The sequence below is a fragment of the Paenibacillus sp. 01T431 genome, assembly GCF_056398625.1.
Map to the genome: position 1 here is coordinate 25,613 of NZ_JBFTPT010000018.1, position 23,938 is coordinate 49,550.

Genomic DNA, 23,938 nt, shown 5'->3' on the forward strand with positions numbered 1-23,938 from the left:
CATCGGCCATTAGCTACCTAGGGGGGATTGTTCTGGAAAAAGAGATTGTATTGAATAACAAGCTGTTGAAGCAAAAGAGCAAGCGCAGCCTTGCGGATGAAGCGAGCAGAAGCTTCAAGAAGCATTGGCAGCTGTACCTTATCATTATACCGCCTGTATTGTTTTTTCTTATTTTTAAATATTACCCGATGCTGAATGCGGTGCTTGCCTTTAAGGATTACAACGTCATCAAAGGCATTTGGGGCAGCGAATGGGTCGGGCTCAAAAACTTCAGGCTTTTCTTTGAAAATCCGATGTTCTGGACGCTGGTCAAGAACACCATATACGTCAGCGGTTATTTATTGCTCGCGGGGTTTCCGATTCCAATTATTTTGGCATTGATGCTTAATGAAGTGCGAAATGGCCGTTTCAAACGGCTTGTACAGCTGGTCACCTTCGCTCCTTATTTCATATCTACGGTCGTTATGGTTTCGATCATTATGATGTTTCTAGCGCCGCGGCTTGGCTTTGTGAATGTGGCGCTCCACTACTTCGGCATGGATTCAGTCAACTTCCTTGGTGAAGCCAGCATGTTCCGATCGATCTTTGTCTGGTCGGATATTTGGCAGACGGCTGGTTATTCCGCGGTCATTTATTTGGCGGCGCTTGCGGGCATCGATCCTACGCTTTATGAGGCTGCCAAAGTGGATGGCGCATCGCGATTTCAGAAAATCGTCCACGTTGATTTGCCGGGTATTTTGCCGACCATTACGATCATTCTCATTTTAAATGTAGGCAGCGTAATGGCGATTGGCTTTGAGAAAATTTATTTGCTGCAAAATCAGCTCAATATCGTTAATTCCGAAATAATCGCCACATACGTGTACAAAATTGGGCTCTTAAATGCCAATTACAGCTTCGCCACAGCGGTAGGCTTGTTTAATTCATTCATCAATCTCTTGCTGCTGTTCACGGTTAACGGTTTGGCCAAACGGTTTATGAAATCAAGCATTTGGTAAAAGGGGAGTGCGCCTATGGCATCAACGAAGATAGCATCGCAGGCACCAATCAGACAAACGATTAAGGATTCAACAGGCGATAAGATTTTTTTGTTCATTATTTATGCCATATTGGCGGTTGTGTTGATCGCGGTTATTTATCCGCTCATTTATATTATCAGCAGCTCGATCAGCAGCCCGGCAGCCGTTACTTCCGGCCGTGTTTGGCTGTGGCCCGTTGATATTTCCTTTAAGGGCTTTAAGGTTCTGTTCGATACGCCGGAAATTATGAGAGGGTACGGGAACTCGCTATTTTATACCGCAGCAGGAACGTTGATCAGTGTAGCCCTTACGGTCATGATTGCGTATCCGATGTCGCGCAAATCCTTTTTTGGCCGCAGCGTCATTATGATGCTCATTACGTTCACCATGCTCTTCAGCGGCGGTTTGATTCCGACGTACATGGTGGTGAAGGAGTTTGGCATGATCGATTCGCGGTGGGCGCTGCTCATTCCGAATGCGGTTTGGGTATGGCAGGTGATTATTGCACGCTCCTTCTTCCAGTCGTCCATTCCAGACGAATTGTTTGAAGCAAGCGAGATCGATGGCTGCAGCGACATCAGATTTATGCGAAGCGTGGTTATTCCGTTATCCAAGCCCATTCTTGCGGTGCTTTTCCTAATGTACGGCGTAGGTCAATGGAATGCCTACTTCGATGCCTTAATCTATCTCAAATCAGCGAAGTTGTTTCCGCTTCAGCTCGTTCTGAGGAGCATCATCATTATGAACAACAGCGCAAGCGTAACGGATGCCTTGAAGCAAGTGGAAAGGCAGCAGCTGTCAGAGCTGCTTAAATATTCACTGATCGTAGTAGCTACGCTGCCAGTTCTTATTATTTATCCTTTCGTACAGCGTTATTTCGTACAAGGGATGCTTGTTGGCTCAGTCAAAGGCTAACCGGAAAGAGGCAGAAACTGAGCTGGTTTGCATGAGAGGAGGTGGTTCATTTGTAGTGTGATTGCAATGCAAAAGTATGGCACAAATCGAAAAAGGGAGCGATACATTTGAAAAAGAGACTCGTAAGTTTGCTCGCAATCATGCTGATGATCAGCTTGGTGCTTGCCGCGTGCTCGAATAATAAAGGAACTTCCAACACTAATAAGGCAACAAATACGCCTAAAGCGCAATCGGAAGAGACGGGAGCAACCGCACCGGTTGAAATTACGATTTTTGCGGTACAAGAACCGAATATCGATATGGCAACGAATAAATTCACCAAATTTGTAGAAGAGAAATTCAACATAAAACTTAAATTTGAAACGACTCCACCGGATGGCGCGAAGGAAAAACGTCAAATCTCATTAGCAAGCGGAGATTACCCGGATGCGTATATGCTTCCTGGCTATATTGATCAATTCACGCAGGCTGATGTTGTGAAGTATGGAAAACAAGGGGTGCTGGTGCCTCTGAACGATCTGATCGAGCAATATGCGCCAAACATTAAAGCAGCTATGGAAAATAACTCTGACTTAAGAGCGTTCAACACGGCGCCGGACGGCAATATTTACGGACTTGTCGCTTATAGCCAGTGCTTCCACTGCTCGTATCCGAACAAAATGTGGTTGAATACGAAATGGCTGGATAAATTGCAGCTGGAAATGCCCAAAACGCCTGAAGAGTTTAAGGCAGTATTGAAAGCATTCAAAACACAAGATCCAAACGGCAATGGCATTGCTGATGAAGTGCCGCTCAGCGGTTCAATCGAGGATTTTGGCGTACGCGTCATTCCATTCCTCATGAATGGTTTTGTTTATGACGATGACCGCAATTACTTGAATCTAACCAATGGCAAAGTAGAGTCGGCTGCGCTTAAGCCGGAATGGAGAGAAGGCTTAACGTATATTAAATCGTTATACGATGAAGGCTTAATCGATCCGGGTGCCTTTGCACAAAACGCGGAAGCTTTCAAAAAGATTGGCGAAAATGGCGATGCTCAAATTTTGGGCGCTGGCGCCGGCATGCATCCTGCTATCTTCGTAAATATCGATGTAGGCAACAAAAACTCAGCTGATTACAACCCCGTACCTCCGCTTACAGGACCACATGGCTCGTTCGCGACTCATGATGGTGGCGGCGTTGCGCCGGGAGCAAAATTTGTAATCACAAATAAAGCATCTGAAGAACAAAAAATTGCGCTTATTAAATTGGTGGATTACATGTTTACAGAAGAAGGACAAACGAACGGCGCTTCCGGCATGGAAGGCATCGACTGGAGAAAGCCGAAGGAAGGCGAAGTAGCGCTTGGAGAAGGCGTTACACCGAAGGTAGCAACGATTCCTGCGGTTGAAGGCGAAGCGCCTCGTAATGCAGGTTGGAGCGGAACGGCTCACTTCTACATGCCAAGGGAATACCGAGACAGCTGGGTTCAAGGTACGGATATTTATGATTCCGCCAACTATGAGCGCAGATTGTACCAAGCGACGCTACTGTACCAAGGCCATGAGCCGAAGGAGCTTTTCCCATTGTGGGCGATTTGGATTGATTCAGCGGAAATCGATGAGGCAAGCATTTTGCAAACAAACATTAAGTCGTTTATTGAGCAAAATGCGCTTCAATTCATTACCGGAAATAAATCGCTTGAGAAGGATTGGGACGGTTATGTGAAGGGACTCAAGGATCTGAAAATCGATCGTTATCTCGAAATTTTGCAAAAAGCATACGACCAATCATTTAAATAATAGTGATTTCAAAGGATCAGGTTCTTTATTGCGAGATAAAAGCCTGATCCTATTTCATAAACAAAGGAGCTAAATAATGACGCAAATAATGAAGAAATCACGTTTGTGGCTGCTAATCGTTGTGATGATTACAGCGCAGCTGGGAATCGTGATACCAAAAACAGATGTTGCGGAGGCGGCGAATAATGGATTAGCTGCGAAGCCATATATGGGCTGGAGCAGCTACAGCTTGCAGGTTTATACGGGCAATGGGCAGTGGATTAACGCAGACAATATTAAGGCACAATCGGATGCCATGCATGAGAAGCTTCAGCCTTATGGCTACGAGTATATTAATATCGATGCGGCATGGAATGGCGGAATGGACGAGTATGGGCGGCCAATCCCAAGTACAACTTTATATCCAAATGGCTTTCAAGAGGTGATCGATTACGTCCATGCGAATGGGCAAAAGATCGGCTTGTATGGCATCCCCGGTTTATCGCCGCAAGCTTATGATCAGGATCTGCCGATCTATGGCGCTCCCGGCTGCTCGATGAAGGACATCGCGGCTCAGCCGATTCAGGAGTCGGATTATTGGGGGCTTGGCTACAAAATAGATTTCAGCCAGCCATGCGCACAGAGCTACATAAATTCAATTGCCGATCTTTACGGAGAATGGGGTATCGACTTTTTGAAATTTGACAGCGTGACGCCAGGCTCAGGCATTTCTGACCTATCGCTGGATGCGCGTGACGATGTAAAGGCTTGGTCGCAGGCGCTGGCTCCCCACCAAATTTGGCTGGAGCTTTCCTGGGCGCTTGATATCAAATACATCGATTACTGGAAGCAGTATGCAAACGGATGGCGTGTGGACTGGGACATCGAATGCTACTGCGGCAACGGAGGTTTAACGGCGTGGCCTAATATCGCTAGATTATTCCCGAAAGCAGAGCAGTTCTGGCGTCATGCAGGTCCAGGCGGCTGGAATGATTTTGATTCATTGAATATCGGAAATGGAACAATGGATGGCATCACGAAGGACGAGCGGATGTCGGCGATGTCGCTCTGGGCGATTTCATCGGCACAATTATACATCGGCAATGACATGACAAATTTGGACGATTACGGCATCGAGCTGTTGACGAATGAAGAAGTAATCGCGGTCAATCAGGCTGGCAGGCCGGGGCATCCTGTATCGACAGCGACGGAGCAGCAGGTGTGGTATGCGAATAATGGTGATGGAAGCTATACGGTTGGATTCTTTAATCTCGGAAGCTCTGCTGCGACGGTTAACGTGAATTGGAGTGATATTGGCATCACCGGTCCAGCCACTGTCCGTGATCTGTGGAGCCATGAGGATTTGGGCTCATTTGCGACTGGATACAGTGATGAAAATTTGGCCTCGCATGCTTCGAGGTTGTTCAAGGTAGTGGCACAGGATGGAACAGCAGCTGCTAATGACGACGATACCGGAATGAAATATTCTGGCCATTGGGTTCGCAACGGCGGGCAGGAGCTAGTCGGAGACAAGCAAAATCTCATTATTGATATAAGGGATAACACAGCGCAAAACAGCAGTATTAGCCCATCATCGGCAAGCTTCAATAAGAAGGCTTCGGAGCAGGCTGATGTTGCGACGGTAATGACGCTGAACGGAAATACACTGAATAGTATCACTAACAATGGAACGGTAATGGTGTCTGGTACGGATTACACCGTATCAGGTGATACCGTAACGATTAAAAAAGAGTACCTAGCAGCAAGACAGGCAGGCATCACGAATTTAACGTTTGCGTTTAGCGGCGGGGCATCACAGACCTTTGCCATAACCGTAACCGACACGACAATAAGGGATAGCAGGGTTACTCCTGCAACAGTGAGCTTTGATAAGAAGCTGTCCACTCAAGCTGATATTACGCTGACGACCTCGTTAAACGGCAATGAATTAACGGGCGCTGCGCATGAAGGAAACGCTTTGGCAATCGGCACAGACTACACCGTATCGGGAAGCCAGCTGACGATTAAGAAGGAGTATCTAGCGGGGCTTCCTATGGGAACGACGGCTTTAACCTTCTCATTCAGTGCAGGTGCGGAGCAGCATGTTTCCTTAGTCGTAAGGGATACATCTGTAGGCGGGTCGGTTTCCATCAATGATGATCATCCGTCTATTGTCTATACAGGCGGCTGGAACCGCAGCTATAACCGCGGGCTTGGCGATTATATGGATGATGTGCATTATGCGGAGGCGAACAACAACGATTATTTTGAGTATACGTTTACGGGAACGGGCGTTGAATTCATTACCGAGCTGGACCCTTCACAAGGTGAAATAGACATCTATGTGGACAACGAATTCCAGCGAACGATCAGCACCTACAACATCGGAAGGCTGGCACAGCAGCCAGTATTCAACATAACAGGACTCACTAACGAAACCCACACGCTTAAAGCGGTGAAGAAGTCTGGTTACTTCCTGCTGCTCGATAAGCTGAGAATTAGTGTGCCGGATTTAATTAGCGCGAGTAGTGGATTGTTTGATAAGGCTGATGGGCAGCAGGCTGATTTTACTCTTTCGACAACAGTCGATGGAAACAGCCTAAGCAGTATTGCAGGTGGTTCAGGAGCCTTGATAGCGGGCGCGGATTATACGGTTGATGGCAATGTGGTGACGCTTAAAAAGGAATATTTGGCGGCACAGCCTCTTGGGACTGCGAGCTTGATCTTTGCCTTTAATGGCGGAGCGACGCAGACGCTGGCGATTGCTGTAAGTGATTCATCTGCTGCTAACAGCACAATTAACCCCGTCACAGCTAGCTTCAATAAGAAGGCAGATATGCAGGCAGATATCGCAACAACGTTAACGCTGAATGGAAATACGCTTGTCGGTATTTCGAATGGCACAACGACGTTGACGGCAGGCAGCGATTATATCGTTTTGGACGGTACAGTCACAATTAATAAAGCGTATCTGGCATCATTGCCGCTCGGCATGGCGAATTTGAGTTTTAGCTTTGATCACGGAATGGTACAGAACCTATCGATTGTCGTAAGTGATACGACAGGTCAGAACAGCACAATGGTCCCAAGCGCATTAAGCTTCGACAAGAGAGCGAATGCACAAGCAGATATTTGGACGAAGCTCACTTTTAACGGGAACAGCTTGAGCGGTATTGCTGATGGTGCGGCGGCTTTGCAGGCAGGCGTCGATTATCAGTTGTCGGGCGACCAGCTTACGATTAAGAAGGAATTCCTTGCGGCCAAGCCAAATGGAATGACCAATCTGACGTTGTCTTTTAGCGGTGGAGCTGCGCAAATACTGGCTATCGCAGTAAGCGATACGTCTAGAGGCCGCTATGTATCTATTAATAATGATGATAGCGGAATCTCTTATAAGGGTGCATGGCAGCATGGAAGAAACCGTGGATTAGGCGATTACAAGGATGATGTCCATTACACGGAGGCGAACAATGATTATTTTGAATATGGGTTTGAGGGAACAGGCATTGAGATCGTAACGGAGAAAGATTCCTCGCAAGGGGATATCGATGTTTATGTGGATGACGTGTTTAAGCAAACGATCAGCACGTACAATACTAGCCGGCAAATTAGGCAGACGGTTTATAGTATTGAGGGATTGTCTGAAGGAACACATAAAATTAAGGTCGTTAAGAAATCCGGGTATTATATGCTGTTAGACCAATTACAGTTTAGAGTTGCAGATATGATTAGTCCGGATGCTGCAAGCTTTGACAAGACGGCACAAGCCGATGTAACGACAACGCTTAGTATTGATGGCAGCAATCTGCTTGGTGTTACGAATGGCGCTATAACGCTTGCGGCGGGCAGTGATTACACGATATCGGGTAGTGTGATTACAGTTAAAAAAGAATATCTTGCCGCACAGCCGGATGGAACGGTGAGCTTAGCCATTTCCTATAAAGGCGATTATCAAAATGACCTGCACGCTACGGAGACGGATGGCGATTATGTTGAATATTCATTCACTGGAACCGGCATAACATTAATTGCGCCGAAGTCAGCTTCTCAAGGTGACATAGACGTCTACGTTGACGATGTATTTAAGGAAACAGTAAGCGCGCATCATGCGAGCAGACTGACCCAGCAAGCGGTATACAGCATATCTGGGCTAGCAAATGGCGCTCATACGATTAAGGCGGTTAAAAAATCCGGCGAATATATGTTGGTGGATGGTGTGAAGTTTGAGGTGAATACGGCGACGTTGCCAACGGCAACGCCAACAACAGCGCCAACAGCAACAGCAACGGTAACGGCAACAACAGCGCCATCGGCAACACCAACGGCAACAGCATCACCGTCAGCAACGCCAACAGCAACACCGGAAGAAACAATAGCGCCGACGCCGTCGGCAACGCCATCGATAACACCAACATCGGCACCTATAACCACGAGTGCTCCAGCTAAGGAGCTCATCACGATTGAAGTTGAAAATGCCGCTAAGGTTGTAATCACGCGTACGACACAAGCGGATGGCAAGAAAACGGATGATGTGCCGATTACTGTTGATCAAGCGCAAAAAGCTGTAAACAGCGTCACAGTAGCAGGACACAAATTGGTTAATATCACGATTCCTGATACGAAGGATGAAGTAACGCTAACTTCTGTCACTCTGCCGAAGGAAGCAAATAAAGTGTTCGCAGATGAAAAAATTGATTTAGGCATATCGACAGAAAACGTTAAGATAATGGTGGCTAGCGGCTTGCTTCAGTCATCACTGGAGGATCTATTCATTCGTTTTACACCGGTTAAGGAGGAAGCGAAGAAGCAGGAAATTGCGGGTCGAGCGAATAAAGAAGCGATGTTAAGGATCGTTGCAGGAAATAAAGAGGCATCTATAATAGGCCGTCCGATGAGCATTGAAACGAATATGCCAAAAGGCAATGTAACCCTCATTTTGCCTTTGAAGGATGTGAAGCTGAGCGAAGCAGACCGGAAGGACCTGGCTGTATATATCGAGCACAGCGACGGAACGAAGCAGCTGCTGAAGGGCATTATCGTACCGTTTAACGACAAGGGCGAGATGGGCCTTCAATTCACAGTCGACAAATTCAGTCTTTTTTCACTCGTCCATGTGGAGGGTTTAGCCGATTCTAGCTTGGGTGCCGCTTATATGAATGGTTATGAGGATAGTACATTTAGACCGGAAAACAAGATTACTCGTGCTGAGATGGCGGTTATTCTGTTAAGAATCGTGAAGCAGGAAGCAACTGCGGCGGACATTTCTTATCATGATGTTCTCGCAGGCAACTGGGCGAAGGATGCGATTTCGAAAGTAACAAAAATGGGCTTAATGCAAGGATATGAAGATGGAACGTTTGGTGCTGAAAAAGCAATGACACGCGCTGAAATGGCGAAGCTTATATCCACGCTTATCGGTGCTGCACCAAAGGCTGGAGCAGGTTTTACCGATATTTCGACTCATTGGGCGAAGGCAGCTATTCTAAATGTGCAAGCTGCTGGAATCACTAATGGCTATGCGGATGGAAGCTTTAAGCCAAATAACGCGCTGACGCGTGCTGAAGCAGTCAGCATGATCAACAAAGTACTCGGCAGAGGCAATCTAGTCGGCGTAACCTCATCCCCATGGAAAGATGTTTCCAGCAAGCACTGGGCTTATAGCGATATTTTAGCGGCGTCGGTTAAGTAGCAGAGAGAGGGTGTCCAAAAAGAGTTAAACTCGCTGAAGAGATATTTCGATTTAATTAAAAACCATAAAAATATTAAAAAATGGCGTCACAGGAACTTATTCCAGTGCCGTCATTTTTCTATTTTGGTCTATGAAGGAGCTGTAAGCACACATAGGTTCTTACAGCGAGAGAAAAGGCTAGGTTTGTTGTCTGTAAGAACAAATATGCGCTTACAGAGTTGAGGCGGCGGTTGTTCGAGATGGAAATGGAGCTGTAAGCACGTATAGGTTCTTAAGGAGAAAGAAAAGGCTAGGTTTGTTGTCTGTAAGAACAAATATGGGCTTACAGAGTTACGGCAGCGTTTGTTCGAGGTGGAAATGGAGCAGTAAGCACGCATAGGTTCTTACAGCGAGAGAAAAGGCTAGGTTTGTTGTCTGTAAAAACAAATATGTGCTTATAGAGTTACGGCAGCGTTTGTTCGGGGTGGAAATGGAGCTGTAAGCACGCATAGGTTCTTACAGCGAGAGAAAAGGCTAGGTTTGTTGTCTGTAGGAACAAATATGTGCTTACAGAGCAGCGGCAGCGTTTGTTCGAGCGGGAAATGGAGCTGTAAGCACGCATAGGTTCTTACAGCGAGAGAAAAGGCGCTAGGTTTGTTGTCTGTAAGAACAAATATGTGCTTACAGAGTTGCGGCAGCGTTTGTTCGAGGTGGAAATGGAGCTGTAAGCACGCATAGGTTCTTAAGGAGAAAGAAAAGGCTTGGTTTGTTGTCTGTAAGAACAAATATGCGCTTACAGAGTTGCGGCAGCGTTTGTTCGAGGTGGAAATGGAGCAGTAAGCACRCATAGGTTCTTACAGCGAGAGAAAAGGCTAGGTTTGTAGTCTGTAAGAACAAATATGTGCTTACAGAGTTACGGCAGCGTTTGTTCGAGGTGGAAATCTCGCTGTAAGCACGCATAGGTTATTACAGCGAGAGAAAAGGCTAGGTTTGTTGTCTGTAAGAACAAATATGCGCTTACAGAGTTGCGGCAGCGTTTGTTCGAGGTGGAAATGGAGCAGTAAGCACACATTGGTTCTTACAGCGAGAGAAAAGTCTAGGTTTGTTGTCTGTAAGAACAAATATGTGCTTACAGAGTTGCGGCAGCGTTTGTTCGAGGTGGAAATGGAGCAGTAAGCACGCATAGGTTCTTACAGCGAGAGAAAAGGCTAGGTTTGTTGTCTGTAAGAACAAATATGCGCTTACAGAGTTGCGGCAGCGTCTGTTCGAGGTGGAAATAGAGCTGTAAGCACGTATAGGTTCTTAAAGCGAGAGAAAAGGATAGGTTTGTTGTCTGTAAGAACAAATATGCGCTTACAGAGTTACGGCAGCGTCTGCTTTAGGTGGGAAATTGAGCAGTAAGCACGTATAGGTTCTTACAGCGAGAGAAAAGGCTAGGTTTGTTATCTGTAAGAACAAATATGTGCTTACAGAGTTGCGGCAGCGTTTGTTCGAGGTGGAAATGGAGCTGTAAGCACGCATAGGTTCTAACTTTTGGGACAGCCCCTTCTGTTATTTGGGGATGAAATGGCGGCAGCTGATTATAGAGAGGCTGCCCTCTAGGTATTTAGATGCCATTTTCCAGACTGCCCCTCTAAGCGCAAATAACCTCGTTAACCATCATTTGACGTGGTTTGTCTCGGGTTTTCTTGTTTTTGCACCTTATAGTGGTTTTTGAACAAATGGTAAAGGAGGCGTATAGTGGTTAATAGTGTAAATGACACGGAAATTGCAAAGCAAGGCAGACTGGAGGTTGCCGAGTATGGAACCATGGAAGCGTACCATGTGGATTTTATGGTTCGGCGTTCTTTTTTGCAGCTCAAGCTATACGATGTCCGTACCGTTCCTGCCGCTATTTCTGTTCGATTTGGGGGTGCCGGAAAGCTCCGTCAACCTATGGGCTGGAATTGTGCATTCCTCAGCTTTCCTCGTCGGAGCAGTGATGGCTCCCTTATGGGGGATGCTTGCAGACAAGTATGGGAAGCGGAAAATGGTTATCCGAGCAGGACTCAGCTTAGCTATTATTTATGCGCTGATCGCTTTTGTGCAAACGCCATGGCAGCTCGTCGGCGTGAGAATGCTGCATGGCTTTGTGGGTGGATTTGTTCCAGCATCGATGTCGATCGTAGCATCAGTTGCACCGAAGGAGAAGCTTGGCTGGAGCCTTGGCATGATGCAAGCGGGTACGATGACTGGCGGTATTCTCGGACCATTATTCGGCGGGCTGTTGGCTGAAGCATTTGGACTTCGCAGATCCTTTGTTGTCGCTGCGTTTATTATTTTAGCTGCGACAGTGGCGGTTATTGTATGGGTGAGGGAAGGGAAAGCGGACACATCTGAAGGGGCAGGGGCCGGAACGAAAAAAGAAAAGCCAATCACTTATCGGATGGCTTTTCGCAATCGTGCACTCATGAGTATGCTGCTGCTGCTCGTTATCGTTCAGCTATCGATTAATATGATACAGCCGCTAATTACCCTTCATATTGCCAAGCTGCAAGGGGGGCTGCAAGGAGCGGAGCTGTCAGCTGGTTTTGTGCTCTCGCTTATCGGAATAGCAGGCATTTTGGCATCGCCAGTTTGGGGAAGGCTTGGTGAGAAGAAGGGCTTCTACCGGATTCTCGTCATATGCCTGTTCTGCGCGGGATCGATCATTAGCATGCAGTTTTTTGTACAACAATTATGGCTTTTCGCTATCGTGCAATTCATATTCGGTTTATTTATGGCTGGCATAGCGCCTATCGTCAATACGCTGGTTGTCCAAAGCACAGATGAGCAGTTCAGAGGCAGATCATTTGGGTTAACGACAAGCGCGAATCAGTTCGGTGCGATGCTAGGTCCACTCATCGGAGGTTTGTTAGGCCTAGCCTTAGGCATCCACTGGATATTTGTCGCCACGGGGATGATTATGGCAGCAGCTGGCGTGAGCGTATGGATAAAGCGGAGACATGAGATGGTGAAAACGAAGACAGCCTTTCGAGCTTAACTCGGAGAAAAGTGAATAAATAGGCAGCACAAGCCAGGCGGAGTCTAGGGGAAAGCGCTCTAGTTCCTCTTGGCTTTCGTTGTAAATAATAGGAAATGTTCGTTTCTATTTAAACAAAAGTCTGTTATTCTACTGAAGAATAGAACTTTGGACTGAGGAGTGAGCTGCTATCAAGCCGGTTACTGTATATGATATTGCTAGGGAAGCGAACGTCTCAGTAGCCACTGTGTCGCGCGTCATTAATAATACGGCTCCGGTAAAAAAGTCAACCAGAGAGAGAGTTATGGAGTTAATTGCGAAACATCAGTTTCAGCCGAATGCCATTGCAAGAAGCCTGTTTAAGAAGGAAACGGGAATGATAGGCGTTATTTTGCCAGATATTACGAATCCTTTTTTTCCAGAGGTTTTGTCAGGCTTGGATCAAGAAGCGCGCAGCAAAGGCTACACTTTTTTTCTATGCGATACGGTATCAACGAACGGAGATTCAGCAGAGCAATATGTGCGGGAGTCGCAATATTTGAGTATTCTGATGGAGAAGCAAGTAGACGGCATTGTGATGATAGGCGGACGAATTAACCTTGCTAAGCCAAGCAAAGATCTTGTAAGCGAAGTGGTTGAAGCTAGTAAACGCGTGCCGCTGCTGCTCATTAACGGCAATCTCCCCGGTGAAGGGATGACTCGTGTATATGCCGATGAGCTGGAGGGCGCAGAGCTTGCGACACAGCATTTGATTGACTTAGGGCACACGGATATTGCATTTGTTGGCGGGTACAAAAATATGTCCAATACGATTCAGCGTACTCGCGGTTTTGTGAAAACGATGGAGAAAAACGGAGTCCAAACTCGCAAGGAATGGATACGCGATGGCGGTTTTTCCGTCGAAGCGGGTAAGAAGCTAATGCATCAACTGCTGGAGCTGCCCGAGCGTCCAACCGCTATATTTTGCGCGAACGATTTAGTAGCTATCGGCGTTATGAAAGTTGCTCACAAAGCAGGGCTTCGCGTGCCGCAGGACCTATCGCTGATTGGGTTTGACGATATTCCTTATGCCTCGAACAGCATTCCGGAATTAACGACGATTTCTCTAAAATGTTATGAGGTAGGCCGGAACGCAGCGGAGCTGCTCCACCTAATGATTACGAAAAACAAAGTGAATAAGAGCACCAAATTAAGGCCGGAGCTCGTTGTAAGAGAGTCTACAGCTCCACCTTCAAAGCAAAATAATGCTTAAAATTGCGTTTTCAAATAATTATTGACAACGCTTACAATGTTGAATACAATCAAAATGTGAAAAGATAATAAGGTGTCACCTACAATAATGTAACCCGTTACATTTACAGCGAGATCGCTTCTTTCCAGAAGCTAACACATAAATACACATCAGCGAACCGTACAGAATTGCGTTCTGTTTATCCCGGTCATGACGTGTATTTATTTTTATCTAAAAATGTAACGGGTTACATGAAACGGGTTACACATTTCGGGTTTTTAGTCTAATTCGTTGGAGGTTTTGACATGGTCATGGACATTGGAGCGAAAGCAGCCGTGCGATTTGATGCGGATGCCGTGAAGATTCAGGAAACCCCTCATATTTTGCTGTGTGCCTCGCTGTTTTACTTCCGTATTCCAAGCGCGCTTTGGAAGGAGAGGATGGAGCAGCTGAAGGCATTTGGGTATAACAGCATCGATGTGTATTTTCCATGGAACTATCATGAAACAGCTGAAGGAGAATGGGATTTTAGCGGAGAGCGTGACATTGCCTCATTCCTGACAACGGCTGCCGAAGTAGGACTATACGTCGTCGCAAGACCTGGCCCCTACATTTGCTCGGAGTGGGATGGTGGAGCACTTCCGGCTTATCTGCTTACGAAGGGACTGAAGCTTCGCGATAACGATGCTGAATTCCTCGGCTATGTTTCCAAATGGTTTGATCACATCCTGCCTTTGCTAAAGCAGAACCAAGCAGGTGAGGGCGGAACGGTAATCGGTGTTCAACTGGATAATGAGCTCGATTTCTATGATTGTCATGACCCCAAAGGATATATTAGTGCACTGCGCGATATGGTGCTTAAACACGGAATAACCGTGCCGCTGTTCGCTTGTGCCGGTCAGGGCGGCTTGCTGCAAGCATCGGGACTCGCAGAGGATGTGGTGCCGACCTGTAATTTCTATCCGGATAATCGAGAGGCTGAATTTGAAGACAAGGTGCTTCACTACAGTGGAACCTTAGCTAAACTAGGTTATCCGCTGCTCGTAACGGAGACGAACCGGGCGCATTACCTCCTGCGTAGATTGCTCTCCTGCGGCGCCAAGCTGCTTGGTCCGTATTTGCAGGTATCGGGAACGGATTTTGGCTTCACGAATGCGACGAACAACTGGGGCAAGCCGCTAGCGTTTATGACGTCTGATTATGATTTTGGCGGCATGATTTCTCCTGAAGGGCATATCCGCGAGGAAGCGTATGAGGGCAGGCTGCTTGGACGGATGATTGCAGCTTACGGTACTCCGCTCGCTGAGGCTGCAAGCCAAGGCTTAAGCACGGATTGGAAGCTGATTGGACAAAGCGATAGAGTTGTTGGCCCCTATGCCCTGCAGTTAAAGGGCGGCGGAAAACTCCTATTTGTTACGAATTTAGATGATCAGGATAAAGAACTAGCCATCGTGATGGAGAATGATACGAATACAAAAGCTGCGAGCAGCTTTAAGCTCAAATCGGGCAGGTCGCTGGCGCTGCCTTCTCAAGTACCTCTACAGCATTGGGGAGTAGAAGGAATACTAGAGAGCTCGACAGCGGAGCTATATATGGCAGAAACAAATGATACAGGTGCAAGTCTCGCTTTTCATACAGAAGGTTATGGTGAAATTGTATTGCTGCTAGATGCAGCGCCGGTGGATATGAAAGCTCTGAATGCAACTGTGGAAACGATAGAGGGAGGCAAGGTTAGGATCGCCTTTGAAGGTAAAGAAGATAGCATCTGTTCGATTATTAATTCGGATGGGCATACGTTGAAGCTATTTATTACCGACAGAATGAAAGCGCTTTATTCAGAAGGGTTGAACGATGCTGATGACATCATTAATCATGGCAAGCCGCTCCATTACTCGGATCGCACTGAAATGGCAGCTGCTGAGTGGCGCCTAAATCATTTTGATGCGGCATCACCTATGAATAAAAAGGATAAGAGAGGCCCATCCGCTTCAAGAAAAGCAGATTACTTAGAACAGCATGAAATTTACCGCGGGTATGCTTGGTATGAAGCGACGGTCCGACTGCCTGAAGACAAAGCGGTAAAAGGTATTCTCATTCGCTCAGGCAGTGATGTTGTGTCGCTGTATGCGGGAGGAGAATACGCGGGAACGGCAGTGGCTGGCGGAGGCAGTTCTTATCTTCATTTAAGCAATGGCCTACAAGATGGAAAGCTGCTTGCCAGAGTGGAGATATGGGGACATTCGAACTTTGACGATGCAAGGCTTCCCGGGCTTCGATTGCATGCGATGAAGGGGATTAAAGGACTGTCAGCCATTACAGAGGTTAGAGACCTTAGCCGTAACTGGAGTGTTTACCGGGCTAAGGATCGGATTTTGCACAAGGAGCTGATCGAGTCGCCTGATAGCAGCATGTGGCCGATCGTTAACTTTGGCGGCTGGATGTCTCCTGATCATCCGGCTTTCGAATATTACCGAAAAACATTCCGTGCATCGGAAGCGGCAGACTCGTGGACGCTGCATTTCCAAGGCATTCAATCGCTTGCTCGGCTCTTTGTAAACGGAAAGGAAATAGGCGAGGTGCATCCGTTTGATCCATACTTTAATATCTCTGAGCATGTGACGGCAGGGCAATCCGTAGAGCTTACTGTATTCGTTGAGAGAGTGCTTGGTTTACCATCCGGGCAGGTTTACTTGTATGAAGGCCAAGAGGCCGACAACTTTGCAGTTTATGCGGCAGAGGAGGAAGCGCTTCGGGAGCATGCGGAAAACTTGCGGTCGCAAAGCGGAACAACCGAATTCCCCATCTCATTGGAGCCAGGAGAAACCGCATGGCTGTATGCGACTACCGTGAATTCAGAAGCAGGCAAAGGGTGGAGGGCGAAGGTTTCCGGCACTAGCCTTAAAATGACAGTGTTTCTGGAAGGAAGAATCGTTGGACGACTATGGCTGCCAAGCCAAACGAGCAGGCCTGTCATGTCAGGCGGAAGCCCGGATTCCTTTTACTTGCCGGGAGCTTGGTATGAGGGCGGAGAAGGAAGCTTAACGATACTGCTGGAAGCGGTTGATCAAGAGAAGCAAGGGCGTTTGGAAGCAATTCAATTCATATCCGTCTAGCAATGACGACAAGGGGGAAGAAGGATGGAAACGACCATAGTCGAGCGGGCTCCCCAAAGGAAGCAGAAGCGAATGAGCAGCGGCAAGCTTAGACGATTTTGGAACAACAAAACGTTATTAATCATGTGTTTGCCGGCCATCGCTTTCTTTCTTATATTTGCTTACTTGCCGATGCCCGGCTTGTATCTAGCTTTTATTAACTACAACTACTCCGATGGCATCTTCAAAAGCCCGTTTGTTGCATTTGACAACTTTCGCTTTCTCGTCATGAATGGTGATCTATGGCGGCTCTCATTTAATACGGTAGCTTACAATTTGGTATTCATCGTGCTGGGAAATGTCATGCAAATTTTTGTAGCTATTCTACTGAATGAGATTCGGCGCAAATGGTTCAAGAAGATCACGCAAACGCTTATGTTTTTACCTCACTTTATATCTGCCGTTCTAATCGGGCTTATCGCCTACAACATCTTGAGCTATGACTACGGCTTATTGAACAGCTTGCTGGAATCGTTAGGCATGGAGCCTGTCAAAACCTATTCTGATCCGAAAATATGGCCGTTTATCATCGTACTCACCTACCTATGGCAGTCCACTGGATACGGTTCGATCATTTATTTTGCAGCCATCATGGGGCTGGACAACGAAATTATCGAAGCATCCGAAATTGACGGCGCCAACGCCTTCCAACGCATCATTTACATCGTGCTTCCTTGGCTAAAGCCAACCTTCATCATCTTGATGCTGTTCTCGCTCGGCGGCATTCTTAAAGGCAACTTCGGTTTGTTTTTCAACTTAGTAGGCGCAAACAACACAGCCTTATATCCAACAACGGATATTATCGAGACTTACGTATTCCGTGCCCTGATGACAAACTTCAACTTCTCACTTGGCAGCGCAGTAAGCTTATATCAATCCTTGTTCGGTTTTGTAGTCGTCTTAACAGCCAACTGGCTTGTGAAGAAGGCCTCGCCTGAAAACTCGTTATTTTAGGAGGTGTCACATATGGAAAATAGGGATGAATCACGCAGCATTCGGACAGACATAAGTGGCATCATCGTCAAAGGTTTTGGTTATCTTTTCATTACATGTTTTTCGATATGCTGTTTATTGCCCTTCTTGCTCGTGCTTGGCACCTCACTGACAGCAGAAGGCACGATTAAGAAGTACGGCTTCAACTTGTGGCCGCGCGATTTTAGCACCTTTGCCTACAAAATCGTGTTCGAAAACCCCGATCTCATTATTGGCTCTTACCTTGTCACGATGGGAATCACCATTGTTGGAACGGTCTTTGGTCTCTTCCTCGTGGCGATGACGGGCTATGCGCTTCAGCGCCCTGACTTTGGCTATCGAAATGGCATTTCGTTTTTCATTTATTTCACGACGCTGTTCTCCGGCGGCCTTGTGCCCTTTTACTTGCTGATGACGCAATATTTGACGCTGAAGGACAATTATCTTGCTATCCTTCTTCCAGGACTGCTCAGTCCATTTCTCATCATCATGATGAAAAGCTTCGTTCGCTCGATCCCGCATGCCATTACCGAATCAGCAAAGATCGATGGAGCAGGCGACTTTACCATTTTTCTAAAGCTGATTTTGCCAATGACTACGCCGGCGTTAGCAACTATCGGGCTGTTTATCGCTCTTGGCTACTGGAATGAGTGGTACAACTCGATGCTGTTCCTTTCGGCGGATATGAAGTATAGGCCGCTTCAACTGTTTTTGTACAATGTCGTAACCAGCGCTGACTTTATCCGCAATTCGTCCGCTGCATCCAATGTGCAGCTTCGTGATATGCCTCTGGAATCGATGAAGATGGCTACCGCGGTGGTTGCGACTGGCCCTGTCATTTTGTTCTACCCATTCGTGCAAAGGTATTTCATTAAGGGAATTACAGTAGGTGCTGTAAAAGGCTGATGTGCCGCAGGCCTGCAAGGGTCTCTTCACATAAAGGGCGAAGCCCGAATCATGAAAACAAAGGGGAGAAGTGAGATGTCGAACTTCAAGAAGATTTCCGCTCTGCTAATCGCTGTAATGATGATCATCAGCCTTGCGGCCTGTTCCGGCAGCAACGGAGATAAAAAGGAAAGCGGCAATAAAGGGAGTACGAACACGGAAAACGGCAATAAGGGGAGCACGAACACGGATGATGGCAATAAAGCAGCTGATACGTCCAAATTCGTAAAAATCAGCTATGTCGTACTTGGCGATAAGCCGAAAAACGGCCAGTTCGAGAAGGTGCTGGCTGAGGTTAATAAACTGATGAAGGAAAAAATCAACGCGGAGCTGGAGTGGAAATGGGTCGAGTGGGCAGATTGGCAGACGAAATACAATTTGCTGCTGGCATCCGGCGAAGCGGTGGATTTGATTACGATTGGTACGGACTGGCTTGATACATGGGGCAATGCACAGCGTGGTGCTTTTATGAATTTGAATGATTTATTGCCGCAATATGCGCCGCAAACCTGGAATTCAATTCCTGAAGAGGACTGGTCGGAGAGCAAATATAAAGGAAATATCGTTTTGATTCCAGAAAATGATTACACACAGTGGGTTAACCATGGCTTCTTCTACCGTGGAGATTGGGCGAAGGAAGCAGGCATAACGGATCCAATTAAAGACTGGGAAGGCATTGGCAAATACCTTCAATATATTAAAGATAACAAAGAAGGCGTTATTCCTTGGGATGCTGTTGCAGCAACAAGCACATTTGGCGGGTATGCAGCGTCCTATACGGATCAATTAGAGCTTCCAATTTCAACGGGCTATTTGCCAGTGTACACGACCAAATCATTTGAAGAGAAATATACGGTAGTGAGCCCTGTATTCGAAGACACATTCCTTAATTTCGCAACGTTAATGAAGGAATGGGCAGATAAAGGCTACTGGCGCGAGGATGTGCTGAACAACAAAAACGACAATCGCTCCGCGCTGCGCGCTGGATTGTCGGGACTGGATCAGCATCATACACAAACGTTTGGCGGGCTGCGCGTTAATATGGATAAGGATCAACCAGGCTCTGAGCTGCAAATGTTCCCATTTGCTCGTACAGGCGGCAATAACTTGACGGAGCTCTCCATCACGCACGGAGGAACATCGCTTGGAGCGCACAGCAAAAACCCTGAGCGCGCTCTAATGGCTTATGATTTAATTCGCAATGACGAGCAAATTTATCATTTGATCAACTACGGTTTGGAAGGCGTTCAATACGAAGTGAAAGACGGCAAACGCCAACAGCCAGCAGCTTATAACGAGGCTAAGGATTCCTTTTATTCGGATTTCTGGGGTGGACGTGTCGACAAATTCGAAATTCCGAGCGTAACAACTTGGGATCAGCTCGAAGAAACATTGTACGCGGAATATGACAAAATCAAAAAACCTTACCCTTATGGCCAATTTGTATTTGATAAAACGCCGGTAGAAGCTGAATTAACGGCGATTACACAGGTTTCGGGCGAGATGGGGCCTGCGATTACGTATGGTAAAGCAGGAGACCCGGCTCAAGCCGTAGAGCAATTCCGCAGCAAGCTGAAAACAGCTGGTTACGACAAGGTGCTTGCAGAATTGCAGCGCCAAATGGATGCATACAAGAAGCTGATCGAAGGTTAACGAATAGATAGTTTGCGAAGCGCAATAGGGGTTTCCAAGCACGAAAGTGCGGGGCTCCTGTTGCGCTTTTTTCAACACCTTTAAGAGAAAAGCGTCCTTTTGGTCAATTATAATCAATTGGCGGGGTATGCTTGGTTAACCTCAGTAAAGTAGCGCTTTCATTAATAATGCTACAATGAATCTATAACCATGTAAGCTAACCCAAATTTATGATAAAGGCGGCGAAGAAATGAACTTATCAAATATTGCAGTACAGTTGTACACGTTGCGTGACTATTGCCAGAATGAAGCGGATTTGGAGCAGACGCTGCGCAAGGTAAGGGAAATCGGTTATGAAGCGGTTCAAGTATCGGGAATAGGCCCTATTGCTCCAGAAAGAGTGAAGCAATTAGCAGATGCCGAAGGGCTTCGTATTTGTGCAACGCATGTAAGTCTTGATTCTATGGTCAATGACTTTGACAATACCGTGCAAATGCATAAGCTGTGGAACTGTAAGTATGTTGGGTTAGGCTCTATTCCGGATGAATACCGCACTAGCGGGGAGGGCTATTCCACCTTTGCGAAGCAAGCGACAGAAATTGGAAGAAAGCTGCAGGAGCATGACTTGCAGTTTATTTATCATAATCATCAGTTTGAGTACCAGAAGTTTGCAGGCAGAACAGGGATGGATATTTTGCAGCAAGAAAGTGACCCGGCTGCAGTTGGATTCGAGCTCGACACCTATTGGGTACATGTTGGCGGTGTAAATCCGGTAGATGCGATTCATCAGGTTAAAGGCCGTATGGGTGTTGTTCATCTCAAAGATTTGGAAATCGTTGATTATAAGCAAGTATTCGCCGAAATTGGCGAAGGAAACTTAAATTTCAAAGCGATTATTGAAGCATGCAGAGAGATTGGAGTAGAGTGGTATGTAGTCGAGCAGGATGTATGCAGACGTGATCCGTTTGAGAGCTTGGCTATTAGCTTTAACAATTTAAAACAATTTCTATAGGAGTAATGCTAATATAGAAGCGAGAGGATGATAGAGATGAAAATCGGCATCATTTGCGACGATTATTGGCACTCGGGCAAGCTGATCAAGGAAGGCTTGGAGCCGCTCGGCAAGCAAGGTTTTCAGCTCGATTATACCCAGCATGCATCAGAATGGTCGCGCGCATGGATGGATCAGCAGGATGTGGTTGTGCTTGCCAAGTCGAACCAAGTGTCGGCAACAGATACAACGCCTTGGCTCACTGAGGAGATTCAGCTGCAATTCCAGAGCTATGTCGAGCAAGGAAAAGGATTGCTGGTGCTGCATGCAGGAACGGTGGGCTATCGTGATGAGCCTGTTTTCTTTGAGCTAGTAGGCGGGGTATTCCAGCATCATCCAGCCGCATGTTCCGTTACGATCGTTTATAAGGACGAAACGCCATGGGACAAGGCGCATGCACAGGACTTTACGGTTCATGACGAGCATTATTTTATGGAGGTTATCGACGATCGCATTCAAGTGTTGATGACTTCGGAGTCAGAGCACGGCACGCAGCCAGCAGGCTGGATAAGGGAGCAAGGTGAAGGAAGAGTTTGCGTGCTTACACCAGGGCATCTCTTATCCGTGCTGCAGATGGAAGAGTATCAAGCAACGATAAAACAGGCTTTGAAATGGTGCGGTGGAAGCGACCGATAATAGGGAGCTATCAACAAATGTACATTTTTTATTCAGAGGAGTGAATAAGGATATGTCGGTACAAACAATGAAATGGGGCATCTTGGGTCCGGGCTGGATTTCCTCAAAGTTTGTTAAAGATTTAGCATTTGCAAAGGGCGCAGAGCTAGTCGCAGTTGGTGGTAGAAACCTAGAGAAGGCAGAGCGTTTTGCCAAAGAGTATAATATCCCACGCGCTTATGGCAGCATTGAAGAGCTGACGCAAGATTCCGAGATCGATATTGTTTATGTGGGCACGCTGCATCCCATCCATAAAGAAAATGTGCTCGCCCTATTGCGTGCTGGCAAAGCTGTCATTTGCGAGAAGCCATTCACAATGAATGCGGCGGAAGCAAGAGAAATCATAACATTAGCCAGAGAAAAACGAGTATTTCTTATGGAAGCGATGTGGACACGGTTTTTACCGCCAATCCTTAAGGTTATGGAATGGATTGCGGATGGTAAAATCGGAGAAGTGCGAATGCTTAAAGCTGACTTTGGCTTTGATATCGGCTGGGCGCCGGAAAGCCGTTTGCTTGATCCTGCGCTTGGCGGAGGTGCGCTGCTGGATGCTGGTATTTATCCCGTTTCCTTCGCATCATTAATTTTCGGCGGGGCGCCATCCAAAATTACGAGCAGTGCTCGTCTTGGCGAGACGGGAGTAGACGAGCAGTTTTCATTGTTGTTTGAATATGAAGATGGACGTACTGCATCGCTGAATGGAGCGGTACAGCTTGAAATGGTTAATGATGCTTATATTTATGGAACGAAGGGGCATATTCATGTGCCAAACTTCTTGTTCGGTAAATCAGCATATTTGCACCCGAAACAGGGTGCTGCAGAGTCGATCGAGGACGACCGTGAAGCAGAGGGTTATTCATTTGAAGCTGAGGAAGCGATGAATGCGCTCCGTGAGGGAAGGCTCGAAAGTTCAATCATTCCGCTGGATGAGACGCTAGCAATCATGGAGACGCTGGATACGATCAGGAAGCAGTGGGGTCTTCGTTACCCTGCTGATGAATAATTACTAAAAGAAAGGAGTAGGCTGCGTATTCGCCTACTCCTTTTTTTATCAGTATCGCTGCCTCTAAGCAGAAGCCTTCTAAATCGCTTATGCTTTTACCGCTTGAAGCCATGCTTCAGCAATGAGTGCGGCACCAGCAGGAGACGGGTGAACACCGTCGGGAGCCCAATAAGCCGGTCCTGTCTGCGTTGCAGCCTGTGCGAACAAACCATCAAGCGGAACATAAATGGCTTTAAATTCTCCAGCGAGCTCGCGGACAGCTTGAATTTTTGGATCAAGATCTTCACGCCATTGCTTCTGGCTATCATTTACTGGAAGCACAAAAGGTTCGACTAGAACAAGCTTAGCGTTCAACTGCTCCTTTGCTCTGCTCAGCAAGCGGCGGTAAGTGGTATAGTATTCCTCCGTGCTAAGTGGATCATTATTGTCATAGCGGCGCCAAGTATCATTAATGCCTACATAAACAGACAACAGGCTTGGTTTCAAATCAAGGCAATCCACTTCCCATCTCCGCTCCAAATCAATGACACGGTCACCCGATATCCCGCGGTTCAGAAACGTAGCTTGTTTCTCAGGATATTTACTCGTAAACAAAGACGTTACGAGATTTGCATAACCCGATCCTAGATTTGCCCAGTCATTTCGGTTGCGGCCAGCATCCGTGATGCTGTCGCCTTGAAATAGAACAATTGCGTTTTGATCGATTAATGTCATTTTTTAGACCTCCAATGAGTTCAAATACTAGTCTTCATAAGATAAAACATGTCTTGCAGCGGGATAGCTGTGAGCGCTTTCTATTTGTCGGCAAATTCATAATACAAAGGATTCCATTCTCTGGTCAATAAGCAGCTGTTTTTTTCTTCCATAAAATAAGAAACAATTATAACTGAAGTTTCTATTTAACTTTTCTGTTA

The 23,938-nt window shown here is 46.7% G+C and carries 14 protein-coding genes; 13 read left to right on the forward strand and 1 reads right to left on the reverse strand.

Annotated features, from left to right (window positions below; translation table 11 throughout):
- Nucleotides 1–143: 143 nt before the first annotated feature.
- From AC1DM9_RS27475 to AC1DM9_RS27535, 13 genes are all read left to right on the forward strand, one after another.
- Nucleotides 144–998 (forward strand): ABC transporter permease, encoded by an 855-nt coding sequence (locus AC1DM9_RS27475; protein ID WP_441885576.1) that lies wholly within the window; start codon nt 144–146, stop codon nt 996–998.
- Nucleotides 999–1,013: 15 nt separating this feature from the next.
- Complete coding sequence (locus tag AC1DM9_RS27480) at nt 1,014–1,934, forward strand: carbohydrate ABC transporter permease (protein WP_441913403.1); 921 nt, start codon at nt 1,014–1,016, stop codon at nt 1,932–1,934.
- A gap of 107 nt (nt 1,935–2,041) precedes the next feature.
- Nucleotides 2,042–3,715: an extracellular solute-binding protein gene (locus AC1DM9_RS27485; protein WP_076270350.1), complete on the forward strand. Its 1,674-nt coding sequence runs from the start codon at nt 2,042–2,044 to the stop codon at nt 3,713–3,715.
- 76 nt (nt 3,716–3,791) lie between these two features.
- Complete coding sequence (locus tag AC1DM9_RS27490) at nt 3,792–9,383, forward strand: X2-like carbohydrate binding domain-containing protein (protein WP_477583252.1); 5,592 nt, start codon at nt 3,792–3,794, stop codon at nt 9,381–9,383.
- A gap of 1,780 nt (nt 9,384–11,163) precedes the next feature.
- Entirely contained in the window at nt 11,164–12,384 is a 1,221-nt protein-coding gene (locus tag AC1DM9_RS27495; protein ID WP_477583253.1) for an MFS transporter, read from the forward strand.
- A gap of 169 nt (nt 12,385–12,553) precedes the next feature.
- Complete coding sequence (locus AC1DM9_RS27500) at nt 12,554–13,615, forward strand: LacI family DNA-binding transcriptional regulator (protein WP_339209769.1); 1,062 nt, start codon at nt 12,554–12,556, stop codon at nt 13,613–13,615.
- A 284-nt stretch (nt 13,616–13,899) separates the two neighbouring features.
- Nucleotides 13,900–16,707: a beta-galactosidase gene (locus AC1DM9_RS27505; RefSeq protein ID WP_477583255.1), complete on the forward strand. Its 2,808-nt coding sequence runs from the start codon at nt 13,900–13,902 to the stop codon at nt 16,705–16,707.
- A 72-nt stretch (nt 16,708–16,779) separates the two neighbouring features.
- The gene (locus AC1DM9_RS27510) at nt 16,780–17,700 is read left to right on the forward strand and encodes an ABC transporter permease (protein ID WP_076270425.1); all 921 of its coding nucleotides are present in this window, start codon (nt 16,780–16,782) and stop codon (nt 17,698–17,700) included.
- A 12-nt stretch (nt 17,701–17,712) separates the two neighbouring features.
- Nucleotides 17,713–18,624: a carbohydrate ABC transporter permease gene (locus AC1DM9_RS27515; protein WP_076270355.1), complete on the forward strand. Its 912-nt coding sequence runs from the start codon at nt 17,713–17,715 to the stop codon at nt 18,622–18,624.
- Between the two features lie 75 nt (nt 18,625–18,699).
- Nucleotides 18,700–20,316: an ABC transporter substrate-binding protein gene (locus tag AC1DM9_RS27520; protein WP_477583257.1), complete on the forward strand. Its 1,617-nt coding sequence runs from the start codon at nt 18,700–18,702 to the stop codon at nt 20,314–20,316.
- Between the two features lie 229 nt (nt 20,317–20,545).
- The gene (locus AC1DM9_RS27525) at nt 20,546–21,307 is read left to right on the forward strand and encodes a sugar phosphate isomerase/epimerase family protein (protein WP_477551755.1); all 762 of its coding nucleotides are present in this window, start codon (nt 20,546–20,548) and stop codon (nt 21,305–21,307) included.
- 27 nt (nt 21,308–21,334) lie between these two features.
- A complete protein-coding gene (locus AC1DM9_RS27530) occupies nt 21,335–21,982 on the forward strand; it encodes a ThuA domain-containing protein (protein ID WP_477583259.1) in 648 nt (215 codons plus the stop codon).
- Nucleotides 21,983–22,034: 52 nt separating this feature from the next.
- The gene (locus tag AC1DM9_RS27535; RefSeq protein ID WP_477583261.1) at nt 22,035–23,024 is read left to right on the forward strand and encodes a Gfo/Idh/MocA family protein; all 990 of its coding nucleotides are present in this window, start codon (nt 22,035–22,037) and stop codon (nt 23,022–23,024) included.
- An 87-nt stretch (nt 23,025–23,111) separates the two neighbouring features.
- On the opposite strand, the gene AC1DM9_RS27540 is transcribed toward AC1DM9_RS27535, so the two are convergent.
- Nucleotides 23,112–23,738 (reverse strand): SGNH/GDSL hydrolase family protein, encoded by a 627-nt coding sequence (locus AC1DM9_RS27540; protein ID WP_441884424.1) that lies wholly within the window; start codon nt 23,736–23,738, stop codon nt 23,112–23,114.
- Nucleotides 23,739–23,938: the final 200 nt, after the last annotated feature.